This is a genomic window from Cupriavidus sp. CPT47-8839-RL05A (genome assembly GCF_058792255.1).
In genome coordinates, this window is sequence record NZ_JBYTEG010000005.1 from 167,290 (window position 1) to 188,865 (window position 21,576).

Genomic DNA, 21,576 nt, shown 5'->3' on the forward strand with positions numbered 1-21,576 from the left:
CATGGCGCACAAGGTCAAGGCCGCTCAATTCTGCATGCGCTGCCTGCTCACCCTGATCGCGGTGGCCGCCGCGGTTTCGGGCAGCTTCGCGTATCTGTCGCTCGATCTGGGCCAGCTTTTTTCCGCGGACGCTGCAGCCGAGATGGCGCGCTTCCTGCTGACGTTCTTCCCGCCGCAGCTGTCACCCGCCTTTCTGGCCAGAACCGCTGGCAGCATGCTCGAAACGCTCGCGGTTTCCGCGGTGGGCACGCTGTGTGCGGCGGTGCTGGGCTTTGGCCTGGCACTACCGGCTTCCGGGCTCTACGGCGATGCGCTGCGCGCGTTGTCGCGCTTGCTACTGAACCTGTTGCGCTCGATCCCCGAGCTGGTATGGGCTGCGCTGACCGTGCTCGCAGTCGGCCTCGGACCGTTTGCCGGCACCCTCGCCCTGGCACTGCATACCGCGGGCGTGCTCGGGCGCCTGTTCGCCGAGGCGCTGGAGAATGCGCCGCGCGCACCCGCCCGCGCGCTGATGGAAGGGGGCACTCCTGCCGCGCTGGTCTTCATGTACGGGACGCTGCCGTGCGTATGGCCCCAGTTCCTGGCCTACATCCTGTACCGCTGGGAAACGAATATCCGCGTGGCGGCAATCCTTGGCTTTGTCGGCGCCGGCGGACTTGGGCAGATGCTGTATTTCGAGCTGTCCCTGTTCCATCTGCCCCAGGCTTGCACGGTGATCATCGCCATGCTTGCCCTGGCCGCCGTGGTCGACACAGCCAGCGCGATCATGAGGGGTGGCCGGCATGCGTGAAGAGGCGCCGGCGGCGCTTGCGGTTACTTCCTACGTCCAGGAACCCATGCCGCTCGCGCCAGGGAAAATTGCCAGCTATAAGCTATTGGATTGACTGCTCTATTTAGTCGAGCCCCTTCTCCGACAAGAACGCCTGCATCAGATCTGCCACCTGCAGGTTGTTCAAGTCCGAAAACGGAAAATGCGTGTTCCCGCGTACCCCGAGGTCCGGCAAGTGAACCAGCCTGGCGTCGCCGCCATGGCGATTGACGGCATCGACCCACAGCTTTGCCATCGCCAACCGCACGCGCCAGTTGTCCAGCCCCGGGTCCGCGCCAGGCCGGGTCGGGATGTTGTCGCCGTAGAAGAGCACGATCGGAATGCGCGTGAGCGACTTGAATTGCGCCATCGTCACCGCCACGCCGGCCAAGGGTCCGGTGAGGCTTGGCATTGCCGCAGGCACCTCCCCTTCCGGAAACACGAAGCCGCTGCCAGGTTCGTAAGACACCACGGCGCGGATGGCCGGGTTGCGCATGACCGCTTGCCATCCCAGCCCGCCGCTGTAGGAATGCGTGACCAGGATGCCGGGGCCGATACGGTGGAAGAGCGCCGATACGGCATCGACCGCCACCTGGTTATCCAACGGCCCGGTATCCGGCACCATTTGCCTGAAGAACTGGCTCAGTGCCTCCGGATCCTTCGAGAACTGCACGCCGCGGTAAAAGTCCGGCCATGCGCCCAGGCGGAACATATTGAACCAGCGTTGTTCATCCGGTTCGGCGGCGATTCGCGCGGCGACGGTGCTTCGGCCCGCGCCGCCCCGGCGCGGTTGGTCCAGCAGATACACCGGAAAGCGGCGGCGCAGGAAGATGGTCTGGAATCCTTCGCGACCGTCGGGGGTGGTCTCCCACGTCTTCGAAAACTCGCCAAAGCCGTGCCACATCACCAGGGGCAGCTTGCGCGGGTTCACGGGGATCTGGTAAGCCACGCGCGCATGGTCACCATGGAGCGTCTGTCCGTCAGGACCAGCCTTACCCAGTTCATAGATACCCGGGCTACGCACGACAGTGCCGCCGACCGCGAAGCTGCCCTGGGCCTGGAGCACGAGCGGCGCGGAGAGAGCGTTGCCGCCGAAGACCGCTGTGCAGATGAGTGGCAAGGCAAGAAGAACACGAAAATCAAGAAGCATGTCAGCACCCTCAGAGCCCGAGCGGTGGCTCGCTGATACCCGCGTATGGCTATAGCTGAAAAGGCAGGCCGCGCTGCCGCTTGCCGGTCAGCCGCGCGATGGCATTCGCGAACGCCGGCGCAAGCGGTGGCAGACCTGGTTCACCCATGCCGGTCGGCGCATCGGCACTGGGCACGATGTGCACGTCGAAGGCAGGCATGTCGGTAATGCGGGCGACCGTAAAGTCGCCGAAATTGCCCTGCTCGAGGGAAGTTTCCACCACGGAGCGAATGCGCTCGGGGCGGCTGTCCATGCCTTTGGTGGCATCGCCGTCCTTGAAGCCAAACTTGGTGGCGATGACAACCTGATCCCGAATCGGCTGCAAGGCTTCGCCAACCATTTCCTCGTTCAGGGCACCGTAGGCTTCGGCGGTATCGAAGAAGGTCACCCCGCGCTCGAAAGCGTCACGGATCATCTGGACCGCCGCCGCACGTTCCAGTCCGGGGCCGTAACCAAAACTCAGCCCCATGCAGCCGAAGCCCAGGGCAGAAACTTCCAGGCCAGAACGGCCGAGTTGTCGCTTGTGCATGGTGGTCTCCCGTCCAATTGGTCCGATACCCGGGACTGTAAAGATCACTGTCTCAACCAACTAGGCCATTCCCGCTTGCATCAGTTACAAGAAAAACTTGATAATCGGCTTCCAAGCCGGGAGATTGCCATGCCGGTCAACGAATTCAGGGCGATCGCCATGTTCGCCAAGGCGGTCGAGTGGGGCAGCATCCGACGCGCCGCCCAGGTGACCAGGCGTTGGCCGAATAACAAGCGAACGGGACGCGCAGGCAGTAATATGAGCGCTCCTCCCCCATTGGAAGTATCGCGATGCAAGTACTGGTTGACGCGGACGCCTGCCCGGTTGTCGTCAAGGAAATGCTGTACCGGGCCGCACAACGTGTCGAAGTGTGCGTCACGCTGGTTGCCAACCAGTACATGCGCACGCCGCCTTCGCGCTTTATCAAGTCACTGCAAGTGCCTGCGGGCTTCGACGTCGCCGATGACCGTATCGTCGAGCTGGTCAGCAGCGGGGACCTTGTGATCACGGCGGACATCGTGCTTGCCGCCGCCGCCCTTGACAAGGGCGCCTTTGTGCTCGACCCGCGAGGAAGCTGGTTCAGCCGTGAGAACATCCAGGAGCGCCTGACGATGCGCGAGGTGATGGAACAACTCCGCAGTTCAGGCGTTGATACCGGCGGGCCGGCACCGTACGCCCAGCAGGACAGCAAGGCGTTCGCTGGCCAATTGGACCGCTTCCTGGCACGCCATGCGCCGCCGGGTGCGGTCGCCTGAGGCGTGGTGGCTACAGCAATGCAGTGGTGAGCCGACTTTGGGTTCAAGGTGGCAACACGCCTTGCGCGTTCTACCATGCGTTTGCGAGCCAGGCGCCGGACGGACAGGGTACGGGCCGCCTATGGGGAGAACTACCAAAGGCTCGTCGAGATCAAGAACAAATACGACCCGGCCAACTTCTTTCGTCCGCACCAGAATGTTCGGCTCGGGCCGGTGGCTTAAGAGAATCTGACGGCGGCGGTGGCCATCCTGGCGTGCCGCCGCCTGCCACGTAACGCCCTACGCCTCCAGTTCCTCCAGCACCTTGCCCCGAGTCTCGATGCCGATCAGTGCAACAGTAACCGCAGTGACAAGTGTTACCGCTGCAAGGCAATAGAAGGCCATATTGAGTAGACCAAGGCCTACGAGTTGCGTCACGACCATCGGACCAGAAATCGCCGCAAGCTTTGACCATACGCCGCCAAGGCCGCATCCGAGCGCACGAACGCTCGTCGGATACATTTCCGGCGTATAGACGAACACCGTGATGAACCCGCACGCAAGCAGACCAAACGCGATCGAGCAAAGCGTCGCTACGACATAGACTGACTGATTGACCATCAGGCCAGCAAGGATGAGTGCGGTAGCGCAGGCGAAGAAAGCCCAAATGATGACTGGCTTCCGGCCAACCCTGTCAACCAATACCGCGCACACGATGGAGCCAATCACGCCCAAGGCAGAACACCCGATCGCGAGATTCAGCGCCGTTTGCAGCGGCACCTTGTAGATGGTCTGATAAATGGTAGGTAGCCATGTCGTCAGGCAGGACTGGATGAATCCGCAGGCTGCCCACAGTAGCGCAATAACGAGGGTACGGCGTACGTAGGCAGCACCGAACAGGTCTCGCACGCGGCGCTTCGGCATCTTCGAGAGCAACTTGTCGTAGCGCGCGCCATCCTCCGGCACATCCAGAATGCCTCGGACGGAAGCCTCGAAACGCTGCATCGCCACATGAGCTTCGGCAAAGCGATTCTTCCCAGCGAGCCAGCGCGGAGACTCGGGCACCAGCCAGGGAATCAGGACGCACAGCAGCAAAGGCAGACCTCCCACGAAATACAGAGACTGCCAGCCGACGCGGGGCACCATCCACGCTCCGACGATAGTCGAGATCAGCAAGCCGATCGGATAGATGACTTCGTACAGGAGAACAAAGCGGCCGCGACCGTGTGCCCGCGCGATCTCGTTGATATAGGTAGCAGCTACAGGTAGTTCGCCACCAATGCCGACACCTTGAATCACCCGGATTATGAGGAATACCTCGAATGAATGAGTAAGGCCACACGCGATACTGCCGAGCCCAATGATCCCTGTGCTGATCGTGATTGCCTTGAGCCGTCCGAAGCGATCTGCGATCTGGGGAAAGACCAGCGTGCCAAGCAGGGCGCCTACCGAGCTCCCAGCGATAAGCATTCCAATTTGCGCGGGAGACAGCGCCCACTCCTTGATCAGAACGGGTAGTGTCGCTGCGATCACAAGGGCGTCGAACCCGTCGAAGAACGTAGCCAGGCCGATCAACAAGCGCGCTCGGATCTGCAGCGAGGATTTTTGCAGGCGTTCGAGTCTGGCAATAATCGCGCCTTGCGAATCGTGAGCAGAGTGGCGATAGTTGATATCCCTCGCCATCGAGTATTCGGCTGCTTTCATTGTGCAGTCCTTTCAGTCGTCTATTGTCATTACCAGCCGCATGGCCGGATGCAGCCTGGCGATATCTACGCGGTGAGGATCACACCAGGTAGAGAGGATCCCGAACACCTTGCAGTTGCTCCAGATCTCGGCTTTTCGGTACGCAAAACTCCACGCGATACCCGTCAGGGTCGGTTGCAAACAGACTTGTTTTTAGCGGACCGGAGATCGGAGCAATGACTTGGTACCCAAGGGCATCCAGGCGCTTCGCACTTTCCTCCCACCTCGTGCTGCCTTCAACCTCGAAGCCGAAGTGGTGCAGACCCTTTTCCTCGCCAAGAACGAGGGCCAATTGATAGGGAGAAGGGGTCGCCGATGGACGCAACAGAACAATGTCGGGTGTATCGCAAACAATCTCGAGGCCGGCGATGCACGTATAGAACTCGACCATTGGCCCAAGATCCTGGGTAACCAGGACAGCGTGCGAGAGCCTTCTGGGTTGCATCACCCCGCCATCAAAGCGTCGTGTTTCGGGATTGGGGTGCCAACGAGGATCGGCAGCTGGTGCTGGCGCACCGGGTATCCAGGACGAGGTAATCAGTTCGATGTCACCATGCAAGACCGCACGCCAGTCCTTGATCGTATCCGCGTAGAACTCGTTCATGTTTCCATCAGGGTCGCGGAGATAGACGCTACGCGCAATCTGATGATCTACAGTCCTTGGCGTTTGAGACTTCCCTTCGGCCACAGCACGGTCCCAAGCTGCGACCAATACTGCTTCTGACTCCATTTCCCACGCGAGATGGTTCAGTCCGATTTTGCTCGCGACGCCCCTGGGCATTTGCAGGTGCCCGTCCCGGCCATATCGGGCTTCATAGGTCTGCTCGATCATGCCAACGTCATGCGGAGTGTGCCCTACACCCATGAAGCCGGCGCGGATGCCGCTCTCGGTGAACTCCAAGTTCAGTCCGCAGGCTTGCTGATAGAAATCGATTGAACGCTGCAGGCTCGCAACGATGAAATTGACGTGACCGAGGCGACGTGGACGAAAGATGCCGTCGAGACGCTGTTGCTGCATTATGGATTCCTCCTATTTAGATATGTACCGATTCGCTTGGCCCAGGCGCTGTCTGGAGCACCACTCGCCAGATGGACTGAAAAATGATCATGTCCGACAACCTGGTCCCAGCAAACGGGAACGCCTCTCTGCTCCAGGATGGCCACAAACTCCTGGTTCTGCGTCACCGTCCGCGGGAAATCGCTTTCGCCCCAACTCAGATAAAAGGGCGTTTTGGCGTTATGCACGAATGCCTTCGGGCTCCACACAGAAGCCCCCGGCCCTAGCGCATCGCCGAGTTTTTTTTCGGCATCGGTAGACGGCGAGGTGAGGAAGGAGAGATCTAGTGCCGCACTGATCAGGAAACATCCCTTTACTACATCGGATGGAATGGCGTAGGCGCTCATCAGATCTGGGCGCAAGCCCAGAATTGCCGCCAGATGCCCGCCGGCGGAGTGACCGCCAACATAGACGCGGTCCGGGTCGCCGCCATATTCAGCGATGTTCTTATGCACCCAGGACAGCGCGCGGAAGCAGTCAGCCACGATTTCTTCCATGCGAACGGCCGGTGCAAGCCGATAGGATGCGGAGACAAGCATCGCGGGTGCAGAGGCAACCGCCGGGGCCATGAAGCCCATCCACTCCTTGAAGCCGTTCATCCACGCACCGCCATGAAGGAGGAATAGGACCGGCAGTCCCTTGTCTGTCTTGTCGGTATCGCGGGGAATGTATATGTCGAGCTTTTGCCAGGGGTCTTCGCCGTATGGCAGGTCGCCCGCAAACAGCATCTGGTTCGCGGCAATGCGAGACGCTGCAAGGGCCTTTTTCGCATATTCATCCGCTCCGGGATGCAGCATCGCCGGCAACTCGGGCAATCTATCGAACGCCATCAGAGGGCTCCCGTCGGACAGTGGTTTGCGGTGCGCATGCGCTGCTGTACCAGCCAGCGCGAGCGTCCCGCAAAGCTGAAGGCGACGCTGCGCAGAGAGTCCGGCAAGCGCCCGACGGTGCTGTAGAGCTTGGAAACGCGTTGGGTATGTTCGGTCAGTGGCCGTTCGCGGGCCTCCCACTCTTGCAGCGCGATCTGGATATCAGCCTCGTTCTCGACCGCTGCGGCTAACCCCAACGCATTCATCATTGCGCACCCACCACCCTGGCCGAGATTGGGAGCCTGGGCATGTGCTGCGTCGCCAACTACCGCCACACGGCCCGACGACCAGCGATGAAGGTGGATCATTTCGAACTCGTCCCATCGCCCTTCGTGGCGAATTCGATCGATGAGCGGACGTAGGTGCGGGAACGAGTCGCCCCAGGCTTTGACATTCAGCGGAAGCGTGTTTCCCTCAACATCCGAGTTGAGCGTTGTCAGTGCCAGATACAACCAGTCCTGGCTGCAAGGCACATACAGGAGCCGGCGCTTGCCGGACCAGTGTTCGACGATTTCCGCTTTAGCATCTGTGGCATCGTTGTTCCTCGGAAGAAGAACACGAATTGCACCATCCCCGAGTTTCACACGTGACCGCACAAGTCCCAGGCTGTCCCGAATATGTGAATGCACGCCGTCTGCTGCGATGATGAGGTCCGCCTTGGCCATCTCTCCCGTACTTAGCCCCACTACCCCCGCGGGAGTTGCGCTCACCACTTCGGAACCCATCAGGATTTGCGCCCCGGCGCGCCGGGCTGCGGCAGCGACTGCTTCCAGCAGTTGCTGCCTCACGATCGTGAATACACGTTGGTTGGGGCTGGATGGATGACGGGCAAGGAGTTTGCCTTCCGCGTTGCGCGTCTCTCGAGCCGGCGTCAAGTGCGCACCGCGCACTGCGTCTTCATACGCACCGATAGCTTGCAGCACCTTCAATCCATTCTCAAAGATGAAGATGCCAGCCCCGGCTGTGCGGAGGCTGGAGGCTCGCTCATGCACCCGAACTGTCCAGCCGCGTTGCGCAAATGCCGCTGCTGCGGTCAGACCTGCGAAGCCTGCCCCTGAAATTTCAACATGCCGTACTGACATTTTTTTACCTCTATTGCTGCGGGCGCTTGCCCGGTTACTCTTTCCCGGCATCGGAGTGCCAGGACAAACTCAAAAAATGTGTTTGACGCCGACCATGGCCCCAAGCTGGTTGCCTCCCGGGGAGGTCGAGCCCGGCCCGCCGGCGCTGACTGAGTTGGTGAGTGTTCCCCCGTTATCGATATAGCCAGCCGTCGCATAGACAGAAGTACGCTTGGAAAAGCTATACAGGCCTCGAACAGCAAAGAGGATTGAGCGGTTGTCGCTATGGCGGTAGTCAAGCCAGCTCAGTTGTGTCCCGAGCGTGATGGCGGGGGTAATGTCGTAGGCAACCCCGGCCCACCAGAGATCGCTCCGAGGAGTTGGACTTGCGTCGTTATCCCGGCGCAGGAGTCCGGCACCCATTTTTGCGCGGGCCAGGATGGCGTAGCCCGCAAAGATCATCCTGGTATCTCGCATGCCGCTTGATGAGAGGCCGGCGAATGCGCCCGGCCCGCCTCTCATCGCGTCATAAGCTGCACTGACGCCCCAATTACTTCCTTCGTACATCACCATCGCGGTCCACTGCTGGCACGCGCGATGGTCTGAAGGATTCTCTCCAGCACAGTTCTGGCCGGCCAGGCTTGGACCCGCGTTGACCGTATCTCTGCCAAAGCTGTATGTGCCGCCGAGCGTCAGGCCGCCAAATTTGCCGCGATAAGCAACGGAGTTGTCCGATCGGGGATTGGCGAGGTTTGCGTCGAGATTGCTGGTGCCGTAGATGTTCGGCCCCAGTACGTCCGGGTCTGCAGTCGACCAGAGGCTCATCGTGTACTGACGGCCCACGCTAATTTGGCCCCAGGACCCCGCCACGCCTACCCACGCCTGGCGACCGAAGAGCCGCCCTCCGTTTAGCAAGGCACCGGTATCGGGACCAAATCCACCTTCGAGCTGGAAATTCGCTTTCAGGCCGCCGCCCAAGTCTTCCGAGCCACGAAGTCCCCAACGTGAAGGCACCGTGCCGGTCGCGCTTGGCATTCGAACCACACTGTCGTGGGCGCTGCCAATGCGATTCACGTACTCGACTCCAGTGTCGAATACGCCATATGCGGTGACCGTCGACTGCGCAAATGCAGTAGTTGTCGCTACTGCAGACGCAAGCGCACCAACTGCCGGGACCAAGGGCCAAGCTCTGTTCATAAGTTCCTCCACCACTTTTGTCGGGGTCGACGTCTTGTTGTTCGGTGAGGAAAGTTACCGCACGTCCGTCACATATGCAATTACATTTGTTTAGACTTAACATATCGTTTACACCTAATAAAATCGCTGTGCACCACAGTCTTCAAAGACATGTGTATGCATAGAATCGTGGCCGAGCACGCTCAGGGGGCCTTCCCAGTGCTACAATCGGTGCCGCTATGCGAAGAACGTCCAACATCCAATCGTCCGATCTCGAGCCCGTGTCGGGTTACTTGCCTTACAACCTCAGCAGGTTGATGAACGCAATGAACGCCCGTCTTTCGCGAGCGCTACGTCCCGTCGAGATCACCATTCAGCAGTTCCGCGTGATGCAGCACTTGAGATGGGTGTCAGTTGCGACAATCGGGGAGATATGCAAGGAGACGATCATCGAGCAGTCGGTGGTGAGTCGCATCGTTGATCAGCTTGAGCAACGCGGATTTGCCGTGAGGAATAAGCGCCCGACCAACGCTCGAGTGGTTGAGGTGAGATTGACGCCGGTTGGAGAGGCCGTCTATGACAAAGTCGACGTTGCGGCCAAAGACATCGCCGCTGACACGCAAGAGATCCTGACCGAGGAGGAACGTGCGTTGCTCAATGCGACGCTCGCTCGTCTGGTGACACACGTTCTTAGCCGGGACGACTAGGTTGGCAAGGCTTGGCATCTAACGTCGACGTGCCGCGACCGCTTCAACCGTAGCGCCAGGTGTCAACCAGACCGGCGTGGTTGCCGGCATCAAACATATCTTCTGACGTGGCAGGGGCATTGGTGGCGATGTCCCCTTTTTTCGCTTTGGAGAGCGAATAAATCTGCGTCAAATGGCGTCTGCCGTGCAGTCCAGCTATTCTCGTCAGCGCAGTCTCGTTAATTCCGGTTCTTGGGCGGGCGCACGGCGACGTCATTAGCTAATAACTCTTTCGGAAAACGCAGTCTGACGAATCCGGTCCCCTACACTACGGCGCTCCCCTCTTCCGTGGCAACGCTTCCGCTCAGCTAGTCGGACACCGGGCCAGGCAGTTTGGCGATCACCTTGATCTCAAACTGGAAGCCGTAGAGCCATGCGTCAGCGTCGATTCCAGCTTCACATCGGCGTCAGCGACCGGATGGTGGACGTGATTGGCGACAACGTGGATTGCGTATTGCGGGGTGGGGAGTTGACCGATTCCTCCTTGCAAGCGCGCCGCGTGGGCGAGCTAAGGCTCGGTGTCTACGCGGCCCCCGGCTATCTCGAGCAAGCGGGCACACCCATGCATCCGGGCGAACTGGAAGACACCCACCACCGCATCGTCGGATTCCTGGGAGCCAGCAGCGGCAAGGTCGCACCGGTTACGATGCAACGCGATGGCGAGAGCATCAGTGTCCGAGGCCGCTATCTGGCCGCGCTCGATGATGGCAATGCCTATCTCGCGGCGGGTCTCGCCGGCGTAGGTGTCCTTTGGCTACCGCACTACATGGCCCGGGAATATGTGGCGCGCGGCCAGCTAGTGCCGGTCTTGGAGAGCTGGCGCCTCGATCCCATGCCCATGTACGTCGTTTATCGGCCGAACAGGCACGTCAGCGTGAAGCTCAGGGTGTTTATCGATTGGGTGGGCGAATTGATGGAACGCCACGTATCGCGTTTGCCCCCGCACCATCCATGAATCGCGCGATGTTGCGCAGCGCGTTTTATCAGGCAGTCTGGCCGCGGCGGGGAGTGGCCCTTGACCAAGGGTCAGATAGTCAGCTCCCGCAGGCGGATCGGATTAACCGTCCGTTTCAAGGCCCATGGAATGACCGGATCACCCACGCATCCGCAACAGATCAGCGTAAGAAACCAGCTTGCGTTTCTCATTGGCAAGCGTCTTTCGTTTGGACGCCGAGCGGGTTGGTTGGCCGCGCTCGAACTTGGCGGCGGCGCGTGCATCCTCCCGCGCGTAGGCCCGCGCGGTCTTGGCTTCCGCCTTCAGGCGTTCAGCCTCCAGCCGCGCGGCAGTGCATTCCTCTCGGGCAACATCTTGCACGGCCGACATGATTTCGGCTCTTAGCAGATCGCGCCTTTGCCTGGCAGCGGCACGGGCAGCCTGCAATTGCTCTTTCCTCTGCCGCAGCCAGTCTTTCCCGTTGACCGGCGCAGGCCTGGCCTCTGGCGGCACGCTCAGGCGCAAAGCCCTGCTGGTTGAAACTCTCTCAGTCGGCGGCGCGCGCCGCGCATCCTGCTTCGCATCACTCACGCTGCATCACTCTCCCAGCACCACATGGCTGCGGCCCATGCGTCACTGGTTGAAGTCCGTAAACTCATGCCAGCAACCTTACCATAGGACTGCATCTCGGGCCTGGAGCGTCCAGCCTCCTTTTGCGTGGCGGCATGAATCGCTTAAGCACGCGGGCTTACGTCGTCACCGCGCGGTAAGTGCCGCGATATCGCGTACGCCGCCGTCGATCACCAGTGCGGCAATGCCCGCCGCCTCGGCCGCGACCGTCAGCACTTCGCCCCAGTAGCCAGCAAACGACCTCCTGGATCGACGGAAGGCCAGCCACGGGGCGCGTTCATACAAGAACCCAAAAAAAGCCGCTCCAAAGAGCGGCCTTCCCGGCAAACGAAGTAAAGGGTCGCCCCAGGATCAGTCATCCAGCAACGACAAGTCCCGCACCGCGCCCTTGTCCGCCGACATCACCAGCTTGGCGTAAGCCTTTAGCGCAGCAGACACCTTGCGCGGACGCGCCTTGGCCGGCTTCCACCCCTTGGCGTTCTGCTCTTCGCGGCGGCTCGCCAGTTCCTCGTCGGACAGCAGCACGTTGATGGTGCGGTTGGGAATGTCGATGCGGATCTTGTCGCCGTCGCGCACCAGGCCGATGGCGCCGCCAGCCGCCGCTTCGGGCGAGCAGTGGCCGATGGACAAACCCGAGGTGCCGCCGGAGAAGCGGCCGTCGGTCAGCAGCGCGCAGGCCTTGCCCAGGCCCTTGGACTTGATGTAGCTGGTCGGATAGAGCATCTCCTGCATGCCGGGGCCGCCCTTGGGGCCTTCGTAGCGCACGATCACCACGTCGCCGGCCTTGACCTTGTCGTTGAGGATGTTCTCCACCGCCTCGTCCTGCGATTCGGTGACGTGGGCCGTGCCTTCGAACACGAGGATGCTCTCGTCCACGCCGGCGGTCTTCACCACGCAGCCGTCGAGCGCGATATTGCCCGTCAGCACCGCCAGGCCGCCTTCCTTGGAGAAGGCGTGCTCGTAGGAGCGGATGCAGCCCTCGGCGCGGTCCAGGTCCAGGCTGGGCCAGCGCGTGTTCTGGCTGAACGCCACCTGGGTGGGAACGCCCGCCGGGCCGGCCAGGTAGAAGTTCCTGACGGCTTCGTCCCGGGTCCGGCTGATGTCCCACTGCTCCAGCGCGTCCTTGAGCGTGGGGGCATGCACCGTGGGCACGTCGGTGTGCAGCTTGCCGGCGCGCTCCAGCTCGCCCAGGATGGCCATGATGCCGCCCGCGCGATGCACGTCTTCGATGTGGTACTTGTTGGTGTTGGGCGCCACCTTGCACAGCTGCGGCACCACGCGCGAGAGGCGGTCGATGTCGGTCATGCTGAAGTCGATGTCGGCCTCGCGCGCGATCGCCAGCAGGTGCAGGATGGTGTTGGTGGAACCGCCCATGGCAATGTCAAGCGTCATGGCGTTCTCGAACGCCTTGAAGCCTACCGAACGCGGCAGGATGCGCGCGTCTTCCTGCTCGTAGTACTGGCGCGCCAGTTCCACGATGCGGCTGCCGGCGCGCTTGAACAGCTGCTCGCGGTCGGCGTGGGTGGCCACCACGGTGCCGTTGCCGGGCAGCGACAGGCCCAGCGCCTCGGTCAGGCAGTTCATGGAGTTGGCGGTAAACATGCCCGAGCACGAGCCGCAGGTGGGGCAGGCGGAGCGCTCCACCTCGGCCACGTCGGCGTCGGAATAGGCGCTGTCGGCGGCGATCACCATGGCGTCCACCAGGTCGAGCTTCTTGAATTCCATGGCCTTGGTGACGGGATTGGCCAGGCGCGTCTTGCCGGCTTCCATCGGGCCGCCGGAGACGAAGATCACCGGGATGTTGAGCCGCATCGCGGCCATCAGCATGCCCGGCGTGATCTTGTCGCAGTTGGAGATGCACACCATGGCGTCGGCGCAGTGCGCGTTGACCATGTACTCCACCGAGTCCGCGATGATTTCGCGGCTGGGCAGCGAATACAGCATGCCGTCGTGGCCCATGGCGATGCCGTCATCGACCGCAATGGTGTTGAACTCCTTGGCCACGCCGCCCGCGGCCTCGATCTCGCGCGCGACCAGCTGGCCCAGGTCCTTCAGGTGCACGTGCCCGGGCACGAACTGGGTGAAGGAGTTGACCACCGCAACGATGGGCTTGGAAAAATCTTCGTCTTTCATGCCGGTGGCGCGCCAGAGCGAGCGCGCCCCCGCCATGTTGCGGCCGGCGGTGGAGGTTTTGGAACGGTATGTGGGCATTTTTTATTGCTGAAGAAATATCGCAGAAAGGAAGCGGGCCACAGGAATAAGGGCCCTTGCGCGCCCGTTGCGAACAACCTCTTGAGCTGCGCCCTGGGCAAAAGCGCAATTATCCCACACCGCTCGGGCGGTCTTGCCACCACGCACCGGTCCCGCCTGAGCCCCCACGGACGGCGAGAAGTTGCCTACGCTAGACGGATCCCGATAACGCTGTGGGAGGACCGGAAATGGCCGCCACGAAATCCACCCGCAAGCCGGCAAAGGGCCGCGGCAAGACACGGCGCTGGTCGCAGCAGGTAACCGAGCACAGCGACGCGCTGGACCTCGAACCGCACCTCTTCGCCTCGGACAACCCTGAGGAAATTGCCGCCTCGCTCAAGCGTTCCGCCGTGAGCAGCCGGCGCCGCAAGGGCACGGCGTTCCAGTCGGCGATGTCGATGCTCAATTTCTACATCAATCGCGCCGGCCGTCATCTGCCCAAGGCGCGCCGCGCCACGCTGGAAAAGGCCAAGGGCAAGCTGCGCGAAGCGTTCGGGCGGCCACCTTAGGCAGGCGCTACGCGCCCCGCCTGGCTTGCGCGACGGCGTTTTCGCGCCAATGCTTGTTCCTATGTCACCTGCACGGAGCCTGATCATGGACAGAAAAAGCGAATTGCAAGCCACCGTGGACGCCCTGGCACAAGCGGGCAAAGGGTTGCTGGCAGCCGACGAGAGCGGGCCGACCATCGCCAAGCGGTTCGAACGCATCGGCGTGGAGTCGAGCGAGGAAAACCGCCGCGCGTGGCGCAACCTGCTCTTGTCGAGCCCAGGTCTTGGCGAGTTCATCAGCGGCGTGATCCTGTACGAGGAAACATTGGGTCAGCGCGCCGACGATGGCACGCCGCTGCCGGAACTGGCGGCGCGCCAGGGCATCGTGCCCGGTATCAAGGTGGACAAGGGCAAGATCGCGCTCGCCCTGGCACCCGGGGACGAGATCACCGAGGGTCTCGACGGGCTGGCCAAGCGGCTTGCCGGCTATCGCCAGCAGGGCGCGCGTTTTGCCAAGTGGCGTGCGGTCTACAACGTTTCGGACAAGTTGCCGGGCTGGGCTGCCGTCCAGGCCAATGCGGAAGCGCTGGCACGCTATGCCGCCATCTGCCAGGAAGCAGGCGTGGTACCCATCGTCGAGCCCGAGGTGCTGATGGACGGCGCGCACTCCATGGCGCGTTGCGCCGAGGTCACCGAGGCCGTGCTGCACGCAGTCTTTCATGCCTTGCACCGGCATGCGGTGGTGCTCGAACACATGCTGCTGAAGCCGAGCATGGTGCTGCCCGGCAAGGAGGCCGGGCACGCGGCCCCGGCCGAGGTCGCCATGCAGACCGTGCAGGTGCTCAGGCGCACGGTGCCGGCGGCGGTGCCGGGCATCTTCTTCCTGTCCGGCGGCCAGACGCCCACAGAGGCCACCGTCAATCTGGACGCCATGAACCGGCTTGCCCCGCTGCCCTGGCGATTGTCCTTCTCCTACGGGCGCGCCTTGCAGGAGCCGCCCCTGCTGGCCTGGCGCGGCGACGCCGCCAACGCCGCGCAAGCGCAACGGGCGCTGCTGCAGCGCTCACGGCTGAATGCCATGGCCTGCCTGGGTCAATACGACGCGGCGCAGGAGAACGCCGCAGGCTGAGCTAGCCGATGCGCCCTGCGCTCCTTCGGCGCAGGCGCGCAGCCCCGATGCCAGCGCGGCAAATTCCGCATACCTCAGGGCCCGCGATCATGGCTCGCCCCGTTGCGCCATTGTTCCTATAGTCGTATGGGGCGCCAGGCCGAGCCTTCGTGGCATCGGTTCAAGCCGGGCCGCTCCGCCGAAGACCCACGGCTCGCCGCCATGATCGGCGAGCCGTATTCATCCACGAACAGGAGTCCAGGTCATGAGCAACAAGCCTACGGTTGTGTTGGTGCACGGGTTCTGGGGCGGCGCCGCGCATTGGCGCAACGTCATCATTGAGCTGGCACGCAAGGGGTATCCGTCCCTGCGCGCCGTGGAGCTCCCGTTGACCTCGCTGGCTGACGATGCCGAGCGCACCCGCAAGATGATTGCCCAGCAGGCAGGCCCTGTCCTGCTGGTGGGGCATTCGTACGGCGGCGCCGTGATTACCCAGGCGGGTGACCAGCCGAATGTGGTCGGGCTTGTCTATATCGCGGCCTTCGCTCCCGACGCGGGGGAGAGCCCCGGCGCAATCACGCAGCAGCATCTTCCTGCCGCAGCGCCGAACCTGGTGCCCGACAGCGATGGCTACCTTTGGCTCAACCCCGACAAGTTCCACGAGAGCTTCTGCCAGGACCTGTCGCCCGACGAAGCCCTGGTGATGGCGGTGACGCAGAAGGCGCCGCTTGCCAGCACCTTTGGCGATACCATCACCGCGCCGGCGTGGAAGAAGAAGCCGTCCTGGTACCAGGTCTCAAGCGAAGACCGGATGATCGCCCCGGAGAACCAGCAGAAGATGGCGGCCCGGCTCAATGCCAGGAAAGTCATCACCCTGGCGGCAAGCCATGCTTCGCTGGCGTCGCAGGCACCAGAAGTCGCGGCCTTGATCGACGAGGCGGCAAGCGAGGCCATCAAGGCGTAGCCACTGCCGGCGCTGCTGCGCGGGATGCAGCAGGAAATGCAAGGAAACGTCTTTACCCGGGATCAGCTCGATGCCTATTTTTCTTCTTATGTGGGCATGGAGGGGGCAACCCGGCCGCAGCGGCCTGGATTTGCGATCCAGCGCCCGCCACGGCGGGTTCGCCGCTAGTGGCGCCGCTGACGCCAGCGCATTTGCCGCAAGCCTGGGACGCCAACTTCCGTGCCGTTCATGCACGGGACATGGCAAGGTGGCAGACACACCAGCGCATTGCTCGCATCATGTCTGCAGCCATTCGAACCAGCCTGTCTACCGTTGACCGCAAGCTGTGTGGCGATTCGCCAGCAATCACGAGATAGCCATGTCCCGATACGTTGCCTTTCTTCGCGGCATCAGCCCGATGAACGCCCGGATGCCCGAACTCAAGCGCTGCTTCGAGGCGGCGGGCTTCTCCGAAGTGAAAACCCTGCTCTCCAGCGGCAATGTCGTGTTCAACGCGCGATCGTCGTCACTGGCCAGCCTGGAGCGACGCGCCGAGAAGGCGATGCAGTCTGAACTGGGCCACAGCTTCGACACCTTCGTCCGGCCGTCCCGCTATCTCCAGGACCTCATCGACTCGGACCCTTTCGCCGGGCTCAGCCTTGCGCCTTCGGCCAAGCGGGTTGTCACCTTTCTCCGCAACCCGGTGCCGCCAGACGTGGAGCTGCCCATCGAGCGCGACGGCGCAAGCATCGTCAAGGCCAATGCCACGGAGGTCTTCAGCGCCTACGTGCCCGATCCGAAGAAAGGCCCGGTGTTCATGCGCCTGCTCGAACGCTCGTTCGGGAAGGGCATCACCACTCGCACGCTCGATACCGTCATCAAGTGTGCCAAGGCATAGGCTTCATGCGTAAGGCGGTCGTCCGACGTCTTCGAGTGCGGCACGCAGATCGTCGCCGGGACAAAGGCGTAAGGGATGTGCTTGCATCGCGCGGTTCCAGGGTGGGGCTCTGTGACAGATTAAGGCGAATTGAGACCGATCGCAATTGAGCACCAGCTTTCGGTCGTTGGCGTCCTGCCCTGCGCGGGACGCTGGTTTCGACAGCCTCCGGCGTCCGGCCGAGGCCGGTCGCGTAACACGTTACGTTACACGTAACACCCCGCCGCGGCCGTCAGTCGTCCGCAAAGGCCGGCAGGTCCGCGTCGACCTCCCGGAAACCCGCAGCGGGCCTGGCTCCCGCGCTTGTGCGCGATGGCACGAGGCGGCCTTGCCAGAGTTGGCATTGCCCTTGCTGGTTCTGGTGCAGGGCGCTGGCCGCGAAGCTAGCGCCGGCAAACCGGAGGAGACAAGGATGAGCTGGACGAACCGTGGAGCGGCCGCCTGGGAGCAAGTCCTGGGGCACAGCCGCGAGGCACATGCCGTGGTGATCGACGACATGCCGGTGTACCGGCACGGAGTCATGCGCCTGCTCGGAGAAATGCCGGGCATTGGCCGGGTCGAACTCGTGGAAACGGACGCCCTGGCGGCACGCAATGCGCGCCTGCCGGCTCCGGCATTGCTTGTGTTCGGCATGCCGCCGGATCTTGCCGAAGGCTGGCACCTGCTGCGCCTGGCCAGCCTGGTGCTGAAGCCAAGGCGCCTGCTGCTGGTCTCGGACAATATGTGGCTGCGTCTGCCACCAGGCCTCGACGGCCGGTTTGCCCGCGCCCTGTCCAGGTCCGCTTCGCTCGCAACGATCGAGCGGGATGTGCGCGCGTTGCTGGACCTTCCGCCCTCTGCGGAAGCTACGCCCGGGCAAGACGCCGGGTCGGTAGCCTTCCAACGCCCGTTCCACGTGCTCGCGTAAGCCGTTCATGCGGCCACGGATACCGGCAACAGCCGCACGCTTATAGAGCTGTAGCGTTGAACGAGACCCAGCACCAGCGTTGACTGCAGCGCGCGCCCCTCCTGAAGAGGGTGAAGCCATGCTGGCATACCTCGCTATTCAAACATGATTGTGTCCCCGCAACTCGAGAACGAATTCACTTGCCACAAATGGCGGTCTTCGACGGAGGCACGACGGATCTTCAGGCTCGGCGTCAAGTCGCCGCTCTGCACGCTCCAGCGCTTGCGGACAACCACCATCATATCGAGCCTCTCATGAGCCGGCAGTTGCGTGTTGATCCGATGGCGCAACTGTTCCAGGGTCCGCGCCACGGCTGCGCATGCTCCCCGCGCCACGAACTCGCGGGCCGCCTGGTTCAGCATCAGCAGCGCAAACGGTTGCGTGCGGCCAGCCCCGGTCACGCAGGCGGCTTCGATCCATGGATGGCTGGTCAGGCTGGCTTCGATTGGTGCCGGGTTGACAAAGATACCCTTGGCCGTCTTGAATGGATCATTCATGCGACCGGTAATGCGCAGGAACGCACGGGCGTCTATGTAGCCACGGTCGCCGGTCTTGAAGTAGCCGTCTGGCGTCAGGCTGTCGGCCGTCAGGCCGGATTCCTTGTAGTACCCAAGCATCTGTGCTGGACTCTTGACCAGGATCTCGCCGTTTGGCGCAATACGGCACTGCACATCGGGAGAACACTGTCCGACATATCCTTCGCGCGCGCTACCCAAGCTGTTGAAATGCGAGTATCCGAAATTTTCCGTCATCCCGTAACCCTCGAGCAACTCCAGGCCAAGCCGGCGATACCAGCGCAGCAGGTATGTGGGCACCGCGGCTGAACCGATATATGCAATCCTGACGTCGGCAAGACCCATTGCACGCAGCAGCTTGCGCCGCATCAGGCCTGAGAGCAGCTCTTGACAATCTGCGGCACCCAGGTGCTGATCATTCCCAGCGTGTTGGTTTCCGGGCTCAGTTCGGCGTCGTCCAGCATCACCGGCGCCGTTTCCATCATCGTCGCCACGGCGAACGGCTTCAACGAGGGAAGCAACGACGTGACGATCAGCGTCCTGAATCGCCCCGGCTTTCGTGGAGGCTAGTTGGTTTAAGTCAGGCCGTGGCGGCCTGCTCGGTAAGTTGCCGATAATACGTTGCTTCGGCTTCGGCTTCGGCTTCGGCTTCGGCTTCGGCTTCGGCTTCGGCTTCGGCCGGTGGCACGTACCCAATGGAGCCGAGCAGCCGGTGATGGTTGTACCAGGACACCCAGTCAACAACGCCGGCATCCTGCGCGACAAGTCATTCAGCAAGCTCGAGATCGCCGACATCAAGGCCGTGCTGGACGTGCACCTCATGGGCTCGATCTACTGCACCAAGGCCGTCTGGGAAATCATGCGCGCCCAGGAGTATGGCCGCATCGTGATGACCACTTCGTCGTCGGGCATGTTCGGCAACTTCGGCCAGTCCAACTTTGACCAGCAGGAAATAGGCCACGGCCAGTTGCATCACCGGCAGCGAGCACAGCGTCTTCGCCAGCGACACGTCATGCGCCTCCGCTAGGCGCCGAGGGCCGACGTCACAGGCATGGCGATCATGAAGAACGCGTTGGCGCGTGCGCGATGCGCCGACGGGAACCAGAACATCATGTACAGCAGGACGCCGGGCAGGAAGCCCGCTTCCGTGATGCCGACCAGGATGCGCAGGACGTAAAGGCTGTTGGCATCCGAGGCGAACATCGTCGCGGTCGATGCAATGCCCCACGCCACCATGATGATCGCGACCCAGCGACGCGCGCCGAGCTTGCCGAGCATGATGTTGCTCGGCACCCCGAGAAAATGTAGGCGCCATAGAGCACGGTCGAGGCGAGGTTGAACTCCGTTGCCGAGAGGCCGAGGTCGCGCCCCATCGTCAGTCCCGCGAAGCCGATATTGATGTGGCCTAGGGATGAGAGCATGAAGAGGACGAACAGGAAGCCGATCAACCGGCGGTAGATCTTTCCGACCACGCGTTCGTCGGCCATGGCGTCTGCTTCGCGGAATCTTTCCTCCGACAACGGCATGGCAGGGGCGGGCATGGCATCGATCGTGGGATCGCTACCTGGTCTCATGACTTGTCTCCCTTGTGGATTGGCCACGACAACCGTGGTGGGCGTACGCCTTTGTCAGGCCGTGTGCGATGCGCAGACGGCCCGGTGTCGCGTTTCTTGCTTTCATAGCCAACGTAGGTCCAGGTGTTGGCAAAAAAGTGCTCCTGTTCCAGCGGGAACAGCTCCGGGTCGATGTAGACGTCGCGGTGCGCGCGGTCACGCACGGCGTCGCGGTTGTCGCCGTACCTGCTCATGCCAAGGTCTCCTTGCTCGCGTGCGAATCAATCCAGCTTGATTCCGGCATCACGGATCACGCGTCCCCACCGCTCACGCTCGCTGCGCGCATAGGTGGCGAGCTCGGCCGGCGTGCTCGGCGCGGGCTCGATGCCAAGTGCCTGCAGGCGCGCCTTGATGGCCGTCGTGCCGAGCGCCTCGACCAACGCTTTGTTGAGGGCGGTGACTGCCTCCCGCGGCGTGGCCGTCGGCACCACCAGCGCCTGCCACGCATAGGCCTCGAAGCCGGCCATGCCCTGCTCGCTCAAGGTCGGAATCTCGCCCATCGTCTTGAGCCGTGAGGCACTGGCCACGCCGATCGGCTTGACCTTGCCCGACGTGATGTAGGCGCCCCCACTCGAGGTGTCGACGAACATGAACGGCACCCGCCCGCCGATCAGGTCCAGCAGCGCCGGCGCCGCGCCGCGGTACGGCACGTGCGTAAGCTTCAGTCCTGTTTGCTGGCGGAACAGTTCGGTCACCAGATGGTGCGGGCTGCCTGGTCCCGGCGAGGCGTAGGTCATGCCCTCCGGGTTGCGTTTGGCCCAGGCAAGAAACTCCTTCAGGTTCGTCGCCGGCACGTTCGGCGCCACCACCAGCACCAGCGGAAAGCGAGCGATCGATCCGACCGGCGCGAAGTCTTTCTCCGCGCTGTAGGTGAGCTTGCTGTAGAGCGATGGGTTGGCGGCCAACATCGCCGAATCGGCGGTCATCACGACGTTGCCGATGTCCTTGCTCTTGCCGACGTAGTCGGCTGCGATATTGGAGCCGGCCCCCGGCTTGTTGACGACGACGATGGTGCGGTCGAGCGTCTTGCCCATCGCTTCGGCCAGCATGCGGGCGACAACATCGGAGCCCCCGCCAGCGGCATAGCCGACAACCCATTCCATGGGTCGTCCCTCAGCGGCGAGTCCCGCCAGCGGCACCAGCAGCGGAACGAAGAGGGCGAGCAACCGGCGGTAGAACCTTCGGACTCCGCGTTCGCCGGCCATGGCGTCTGCTTCGCGGAATCTTTCCCCCGGCAACGGCATGGCAGCGGCGGGCATGGCATCGATCGTAAGATCGCTATCTGGTCGCATGACTTGTC

At 62.5% G+C, this 21,576-nt stretch carries 24 protein-coding genes and 5 pseudogenes; 11 read left to right on the top strand and 18 right to left on the bottom strand.

All coding sequences use genetic code 11. From position 1 onward, the window contains the following. Nucleotide 1: 1 nt before the first annotated feature. On the top strand, nt 2-790 hold the full coding sequence (gene phnE, locus AC3WVS_RS07625) for a phosphonate ABC transporter, permease protein PhnE (RefSeq protein WP_492318083.1): 789 nt from the start codon (nt 2-4) through the stop codon (nt 788-790). Nucleotides 791-893: 103 nt separating this feature from the next. On the opposite strand, the gene AC3WVS_RS07630 is transcribed toward phnE, so the two are convergent. The 3 genes and pseudogenes from AC3WVS_RS07630 to AC3WVS_RS07640 form a co-directional block, all read right to left on the bottom strand. After that, nucleotides 894-1,958, bottom strand: coding sequence for an alpha/beta hydrolase (locus AC3WVS_RS07630; protein WP_492318084.1), 1,065 nt, complete (start codon nt 1,956-1,958; stop codon nt 894-896). Between the two features lie 49 nt (nt 1,959-2,007). Beyond that, nucleotides 2,008-2,205 (bottom strand): annotated as a pseudogene (locus AC3WVS_RS07635) (hypothetical protein); the annotation flags it as partial. Continuing rightward, nucleotides 2,197-2,526 (bottom strand): annotated as a pseudogene (locus AC3WVS_RS07640) (aldo/keto reductase); the annotation flags it as partial. The pseudogenes AC3WVS_RS07640 and AC3WVS_RS07635, both read right to left, overlap by 9 nt. 290 nt (nt 2,527-2,816) lie before the next feature. On the opposite strand from AC3WVS_RS07640, the gene AC3WVS_RS07645 reads away from it, so the two are divergent. Then, nucleotides 2,817-3,281 (top strand): YaiI/YqxD family protein, encoded by a 465-nt coding sequence (locus AC3WVS_RS07645; RefSeq protein ID WP_492318085.1) that lies wholly within the window; start codon nt 2,817-2,819, stop codon nt 3,279-3,281. A 75-nt stretch (nt 3,282-3,356) separates the two neighbouring features. After that, complete coding sequence (locus AC3WVS_RS07650; RefSeq protein ID WP_492318086.1) at nt 3,357-3,503, top strand: BBE domain-containing protein; 147 nt, start codon at nt 3,357-3,359, stop codon at nt 3,501-3,503. Between the two features lie 57 nt (nt 3,504-3,560). Here AC3WVS_RS07650 and AC3WVS_RS07655 read toward each other — a convergent pair whose 3' ends face one another. From AC3WVS_RS07655 to AC3WVS_RS07675, 5 genes are all read right to left on the bottom strand, one after another. Continuing rightward, nucleotides 3,561-4,964 (bottom strand): MFS transporter, encoded by a 1,404-nt coding sequence (locus tag AC3WVS_RS07655; RefSeq protein WP_492318087.1) that lies wholly within the window; start codon nt 4,962-4,964, stop codon nt 3,561-3,563. Between the two features lie 79 nt (nt 4,965-5,043). Beyond that, entirely contained in the window at nt 5,044-6,021 is a 978-nt protein-coding gene (locus tag AC3WVS_RS07660; protein ID WP_492318088.1) for a VOC family protein, read from the bottom strand. Continuing rightward, on the bottom strand, nt 6,021-6,890 hold the full coding sequence (locus AC3WVS_RS07665; RefSeq protein WP_492318089.1) for an alpha/beta hydrolase: 870 nt from the start codon (nt 6,888-6,890) through the stop codon (nt 6,021-6,023). Before AC3WVS_RS07665 ends, AC3WVS_RS07660 begins: the two co-directional genes overlap by 1 nt. After that, the gene (locus tag AC3WVS_RS07670) at nt 6,890-8,011 is read right to left on the bottom strand and encodes an FAD-dependent oxidoreductase (RefSeq protein ID WP_492318090.1); all 1,122 of its coding nucleotides are present in this window, start codon (nt 8,009-8,011) and stop codon (nt 6,890-6,892) included. The genes AC3WVS_RS07665 and AC3WVS_RS07670 overlap by 1 nt, the downstream gene beginning before the upstream one ends. 69 nt (nt 8,012-8,080) lie before the next feature. Continuing rightward, the gene (locus AC3WVS_RS07675; RefSeq protein ID WP_492318091.1) at nt 8,081-9,187 is read right to left on the bottom strand and encodes a porin; all 1,107 of its coding nucleotides are present in this window, start codon (nt 9,185-9,187) and stop codon (nt 8,081-8,083) included. 296 nt (nt 9,188-9,483) lie between these two features. On the opposite strand from AC3WVS_RS07675, the gene AC3WVS_RS07680 reads away from it, so the two are divergent. Then, nucleotides 9,484-9,873, top strand: a complete 390-nt coding sequence (locus tag AC3WVS_RS07680; protein WP_492318092.1) for a MarR family winged helix-turn-helix transcriptional regulator — start codon at nt 9,484-9,486, stop codon at nt 9,871-9,873. A gap of 43 nt (nt 9,874-9,916) precedes the next feature. Here the strand turns inward: AC3WVS_RS07680 and AC3WVS_RS07685 are convergent, their stop codons facing one another. Continuing rightward, the gene (locus AC3WVS_RS07685) at nt 9,917-10,045 is read right to left on the bottom strand and encodes a hypothetical protein (RefSeq protein ID WP_492318093.1); all 129 of its coding nucleotides are present in this window, start codon (nt 10,043-10,045) and stop codon (nt 9,917-9,919) included. 258 nt (nt 10,046-10,303) lie between these two features. Between AC3WVS_RS07685 and AC3WVS_RS07690 the strand changes: the two are divergent. Next, nucleotides 10,304-10,867, top strand: a pseudogene (locus tag AC3WVS_RS07690) (LysR substrate-binding domain-containing protein); the annotation flags it as partial. A gap of 138 nt (nt 10,868-11,005) precedes the next feature. Here the strand turns inward: AC3WVS_RS07690 and AC3WVS_RS07695 are convergent. The 3 genes from AC3WVS_RS07695 to ilvD all read right to left on the bottom strand — a co-directional run bounded on the left by AC3WVS_RS07695 (nt 11,006) and on the right by ilvD (nt 13,687). Beyond that, entirely contained in the window at nt 11,006-11,437 is a 432-nt protein-coding gene (locus tag AC3WVS_RS07695) for a hypothetical protein (RefSeq protein ID WP_492318094.1), read from the bottom strand. A 165-nt stretch (nt 11,438-11,602) separates the two neighbouring features. Further along, nucleotides 11,603-11,761, bottom strand: coding sequence for an RraA family protein (locus tag AC3WVS_RS07700; protein ID WP_492318095.1), 159 nt, complete (start codon nt 11,759-11,761; stop codon nt 11,603-11,605). A 66-nt stretch (nt 11,762-11,827) separates the two neighbouring features. Then, nucleotides 11,828-13,687 carry a dihydroxy-acid dehydratase gene (gene ilvD, locus AC3WVS_RS07705; protein WP_492318096.1) on the bottom strand — a complete coding sequence of 620 codons (1,860 nt, stop codon included), beginning with the start codon at nt 13,685-13,687 and terminating at the stop codon, nt 11,828-11,830. 227 nt (nt 13,688-13,914) lie between these two features. Here ilvD and AC3WVS_RS07710 point away from each other — a divergent pair, with 227 nt between their 5' ends. From AC3WVS_RS07710 to AC3WVS_RS07730, 5 genes are all read left to right on the top strand, one after another. Then, entirely contained in the window at nt 13,915-14,235 is a 321-nt protein-coding gene (locus AC3WVS_RS07710) for a DUF3175 domain-containing protein (protein ID WP_492318097.1), read from the top strand. A gap of 85 nt (nt 14,236-14,320) precedes the next feature. Then, on the top strand, nt 14,321-15,343 hold the full coding sequence (locus AC3WVS_RS07715) for a class I fructose-bisphosphate aldolase (RefSeq protein ID WP_492318098.1): 1,023 nt from the start codon (nt 14,321-14,323) through the stop codon (nt 15,341-15,343). Nucleotides 15,344-15,587: 244 nt separating this feature from the next. Beyond that, complete coding sequence (locus AC3WVS_RS07720; protein ID WP_492318099.1) at nt 15,588-16,286, top strand: alpha/beta hydrolase; 699 nt, start codon at nt 15,588-15,590, stop codon at nt 16,284-16,286. Between the two features lie 358 nt (nt 16,287-16,644). Beyond that, the gene (locus AC3WVS_RS07725; protein WP_492318100.1) at nt 16,645-17,163 is read left to right on the top strand and encodes a DUF1697 domain-containing protein; all 519 of its coding nucleotides are present in this window, start codon (nt 16,645-16,647) and stop codon (nt 17,161-17,163) included. A 367-nt stretch (nt 17,164-17,530) separates the two neighbouring features. Beyond that, nucleotides 17,531-18,109, top strand: a complete 579-nt coding sequence (locus AC3WVS_RS07730) for a DNA-binding response regulator (protein WP_492318101.1) — start codon at nt 17,531-17,533, stop codon at nt 18,107-18,109. Nucleotides 18,110-18,243: 134 nt separating this feature from the next. Here the strand turns inward: AC3WVS_RS07730 and AC3WVS_RS07735 are convergent, their stop codons facing one another. The 3 genes and pseudogenes from AC3WVS_RS07735 to AC3WVS_RS07745 all read right to left on the bottom strand — a co-directional run. After that, on the bottom strand, nt 18,244-19,032 hold the full coding sequence (locus tag AC3WVS_RS07735; RefSeq protein ID WP_492318102.1) for an AMP-binding protein: 789 nt from the start codon (nt 19,030-19,032) through the stop codon (nt 18,244-18,246). After that, nucleotides 19,032-19,172: a hypothetical protein gene (locus AC3WVS_RS07740; RefSeq protein WP_492318103.1), complete on the bottom strand. Its 141-nt coding sequence runs from the start codon at nt 19,170-19,172 to the stop codon at nt 19,032-19,034. The genes AC3WVS_RS07735 and AC3WVS_RS07740 overlap by 1 nt, the downstream gene beginning before the upstream one ends. A gap of 71 nt (nt 19,173-19,243) precedes the next feature. After that, a pseudogene (locus tag AC3WVS_RS07745) lies at nt 19,244-19,423 on the bottom strand (hypothetical protein); the annotation flags it as partial. On the opposite strand from AC3WVS_RS07745, the pseudogene AC3WVS_RS07750 reads away from it, so the two are divergent. Further along, nucleotides 19,400-19,603: pseudogene (locus AC3WVS_RS07750) on the top strand (SDR family NAD(P)-dependent oxidoreductase); the annotation flags it as partial. The pseudogenes AC3WVS_RS07745 and AC3WVS_RS07750 sit on opposite strands and share 24 nt — an antisense overlap. A gap of 83 nt (nt 19,604-19,686) precedes the next feature. Here AC3WVS_RS07750 and AC3WVS_RS07755 read toward each other — a convergent pair. The 3 genes from AC3WVS_RS07755 to AC3WVS_RS07765 all read right to left on the bottom strand — a co-directional run bounded on the left by AC3WVS_RS07755 (nt 19,687) and on the right by AC3WVS_RS07765 (nt 21,481). Next, nucleotides 19,687-19,941 (bottom strand): MFS transporter, encoded by a 255-nt coding sequence (locus AC3WVS_RS07755; protein WP_492318104.1) that lies wholly within the window; start codon nt 19,939-19,941, stop codon nt 19,687-19,689. Nucleotides 19,942-20,233: 292 nt separating this feature from the next. Then, nucleotides 20,234-20,470, bottom strand: coding sequence for a hypothetical protein (locus tag AC3WVS_RS07760; RefSeq protein ID WP_492318105.1), 237 nt, complete (start codon nt 20,468-20,470; stop codon nt 20,234-20,236). Between the two features lie 27 nt (nt 20,471-20,497). Further along, nucleotides 20,498-21,481, bottom strand: coding sequence for a Bug family tripartite tricarboxylate transporter substrate binding protein (locus tag AC3WVS_RS07765; RefSeq protein ID WP_492318215.1), 984 nt, complete (start codon nt 21,479-21,481; stop codon nt 20,498-20,500). Nucleotides 21,482-21,576: the final 95 nt, after the last annotated feature.

Bases quoted from the DNA above. Each gene is read 5' to 3' on its own strand.
- AC3WVS_RS07655 (WP_492318087.1), bottom strand. From the start codon at position 4,964: ATGAAAGCAGCCGAATACTCGATGGCGAGGGATATCAACTATCGCCAC.
- AC3WVS_RS07720 (WP_492318099.1), top strand. From the start codon at position 15,588: ATGAGCAACAAGCCTACGGTTGTGTTGGTGCACGGGTTCTGGGGCGGC.
- AC3WVS_RS07765 (WP_492318215.1), bottom strand. From the start codon at position 21,481: ATGGCCGGCGAACGCGGAGTCCGAAGGTTCTACCGCCGGTTGCTCGCC.
- AC3WVS_RS07755 (WP_492318104.1), bottom strand. From the start codon at position 19,941: ATGCTCGGCAAGCTCGGCGCGCGTCGCTGGGTCGCGATCATCATGGTG.
- AC3WVS_RS07675 (WP_492318091.1), bottom strand. From the start codon at position 9,187: ATGAACAGAGCTTGGCCCTTGGTCCCGGCAGTTGGTGCGCTTGCGTCT.
- AC3WVS_RS07650 (WP_492318086.1), top strand. From the start codon at position 3,357: ATGCGTTTGCGAGCCAGGCGCCGGACGGACAGGGTACGGGCCGCCTAT.
- AC3WVS_RS07680 (WP_492318092.1), top strand. From the start codon at position 9,484: ATGAACGCAATGAACGCCCGTCTTTCGCGAGCGCTACGTCCCGTCGAG.
- AC3WVS_RS07735 (WP_492318102.1), bottom strand. From the start codon at position 19,032: ATGCGGCGCAAGCTGCTGCGTGCAATGGGTCTTGCCGACGTCAGGATT.
- AC3WVS_RS07760 (WP_492318105.1), bottom strand. From the start codon at position 20,470: ATGAGCAGGTACGGCGACAACCGCGACGCCGTGCGTGACCGCGCGCAC.
- AC3WVS_RS07665 (WP_492318089.1), bottom strand. From the start codon at position 6,890: ATGGCGTTCGATAGATTGCCCGAGTTGCCGGCGATGCTGCATCCCGGA.
- AC3WVS_RS07630 (WP_492318084.1), bottom strand. From the start codon at position 1,958: ATGCTTCTTGATTTTCGTGTTCTTCTTGCCTTGCCACTCATCTGCACA.
- AC3WVS_RS07670 (WP_492318090.1), bottom strand. From the start codon at position 8,011: ATGTCAGTACGGCATGTTGAAATTTCAGGGGCAGGCTTCGCAGGTCTG.
- phnE (WP_492318083.1), top strand. From the start codon at position 2: ATGGCGCACAAGGTCAAGGCCGCTCAATTCTGCATGCGCTGCCTGCTC.
- ilvD (WP_492318096.1), bottom strand. From the start codon at position 13,687: ATGCCCACATACCGTTCCAAAACCTCCACCGCCGGCCGCAACATGGCG.
- AC3WVS_RS07715 (WP_492318098.1), top strand. From the start codon at position 14,321: ATGGACAGAAAAAGCGAATTGCAAGCCACCGTGGACGCCCTGGCACAA.
- AC3WVS_RS07660 (WP_492318088.1), bottom strand. From the start codon at position 6,021: ATGCAGCAACAGCGTCTCGACGGCATCTTTCGTCCACGTCGCCTCGGT.
- AC3WVS_RS07725 (WP_492318100.1), top strand. From the start codon at position 16,645: ATGTCCCGATACGTTGCCTTTCTTCGCGGCATCAGCCCGATGAACGCC.
- AC3WVS_RS07710 (WP_492318097.1), top strand. From the start codon at position 13,915: ATGGCCGCCACGAAATCCACCCGCAAGCCGGCAAAGGGCCGCGGCAAG.
- AC3WVS_RS07645 (WP_492318085.1), top strand. From the start codon at position 2,817: ATGCAAGTACTGGTTGACGCGGACGCCTGCCCGGTTGTCGTCAAGGAA.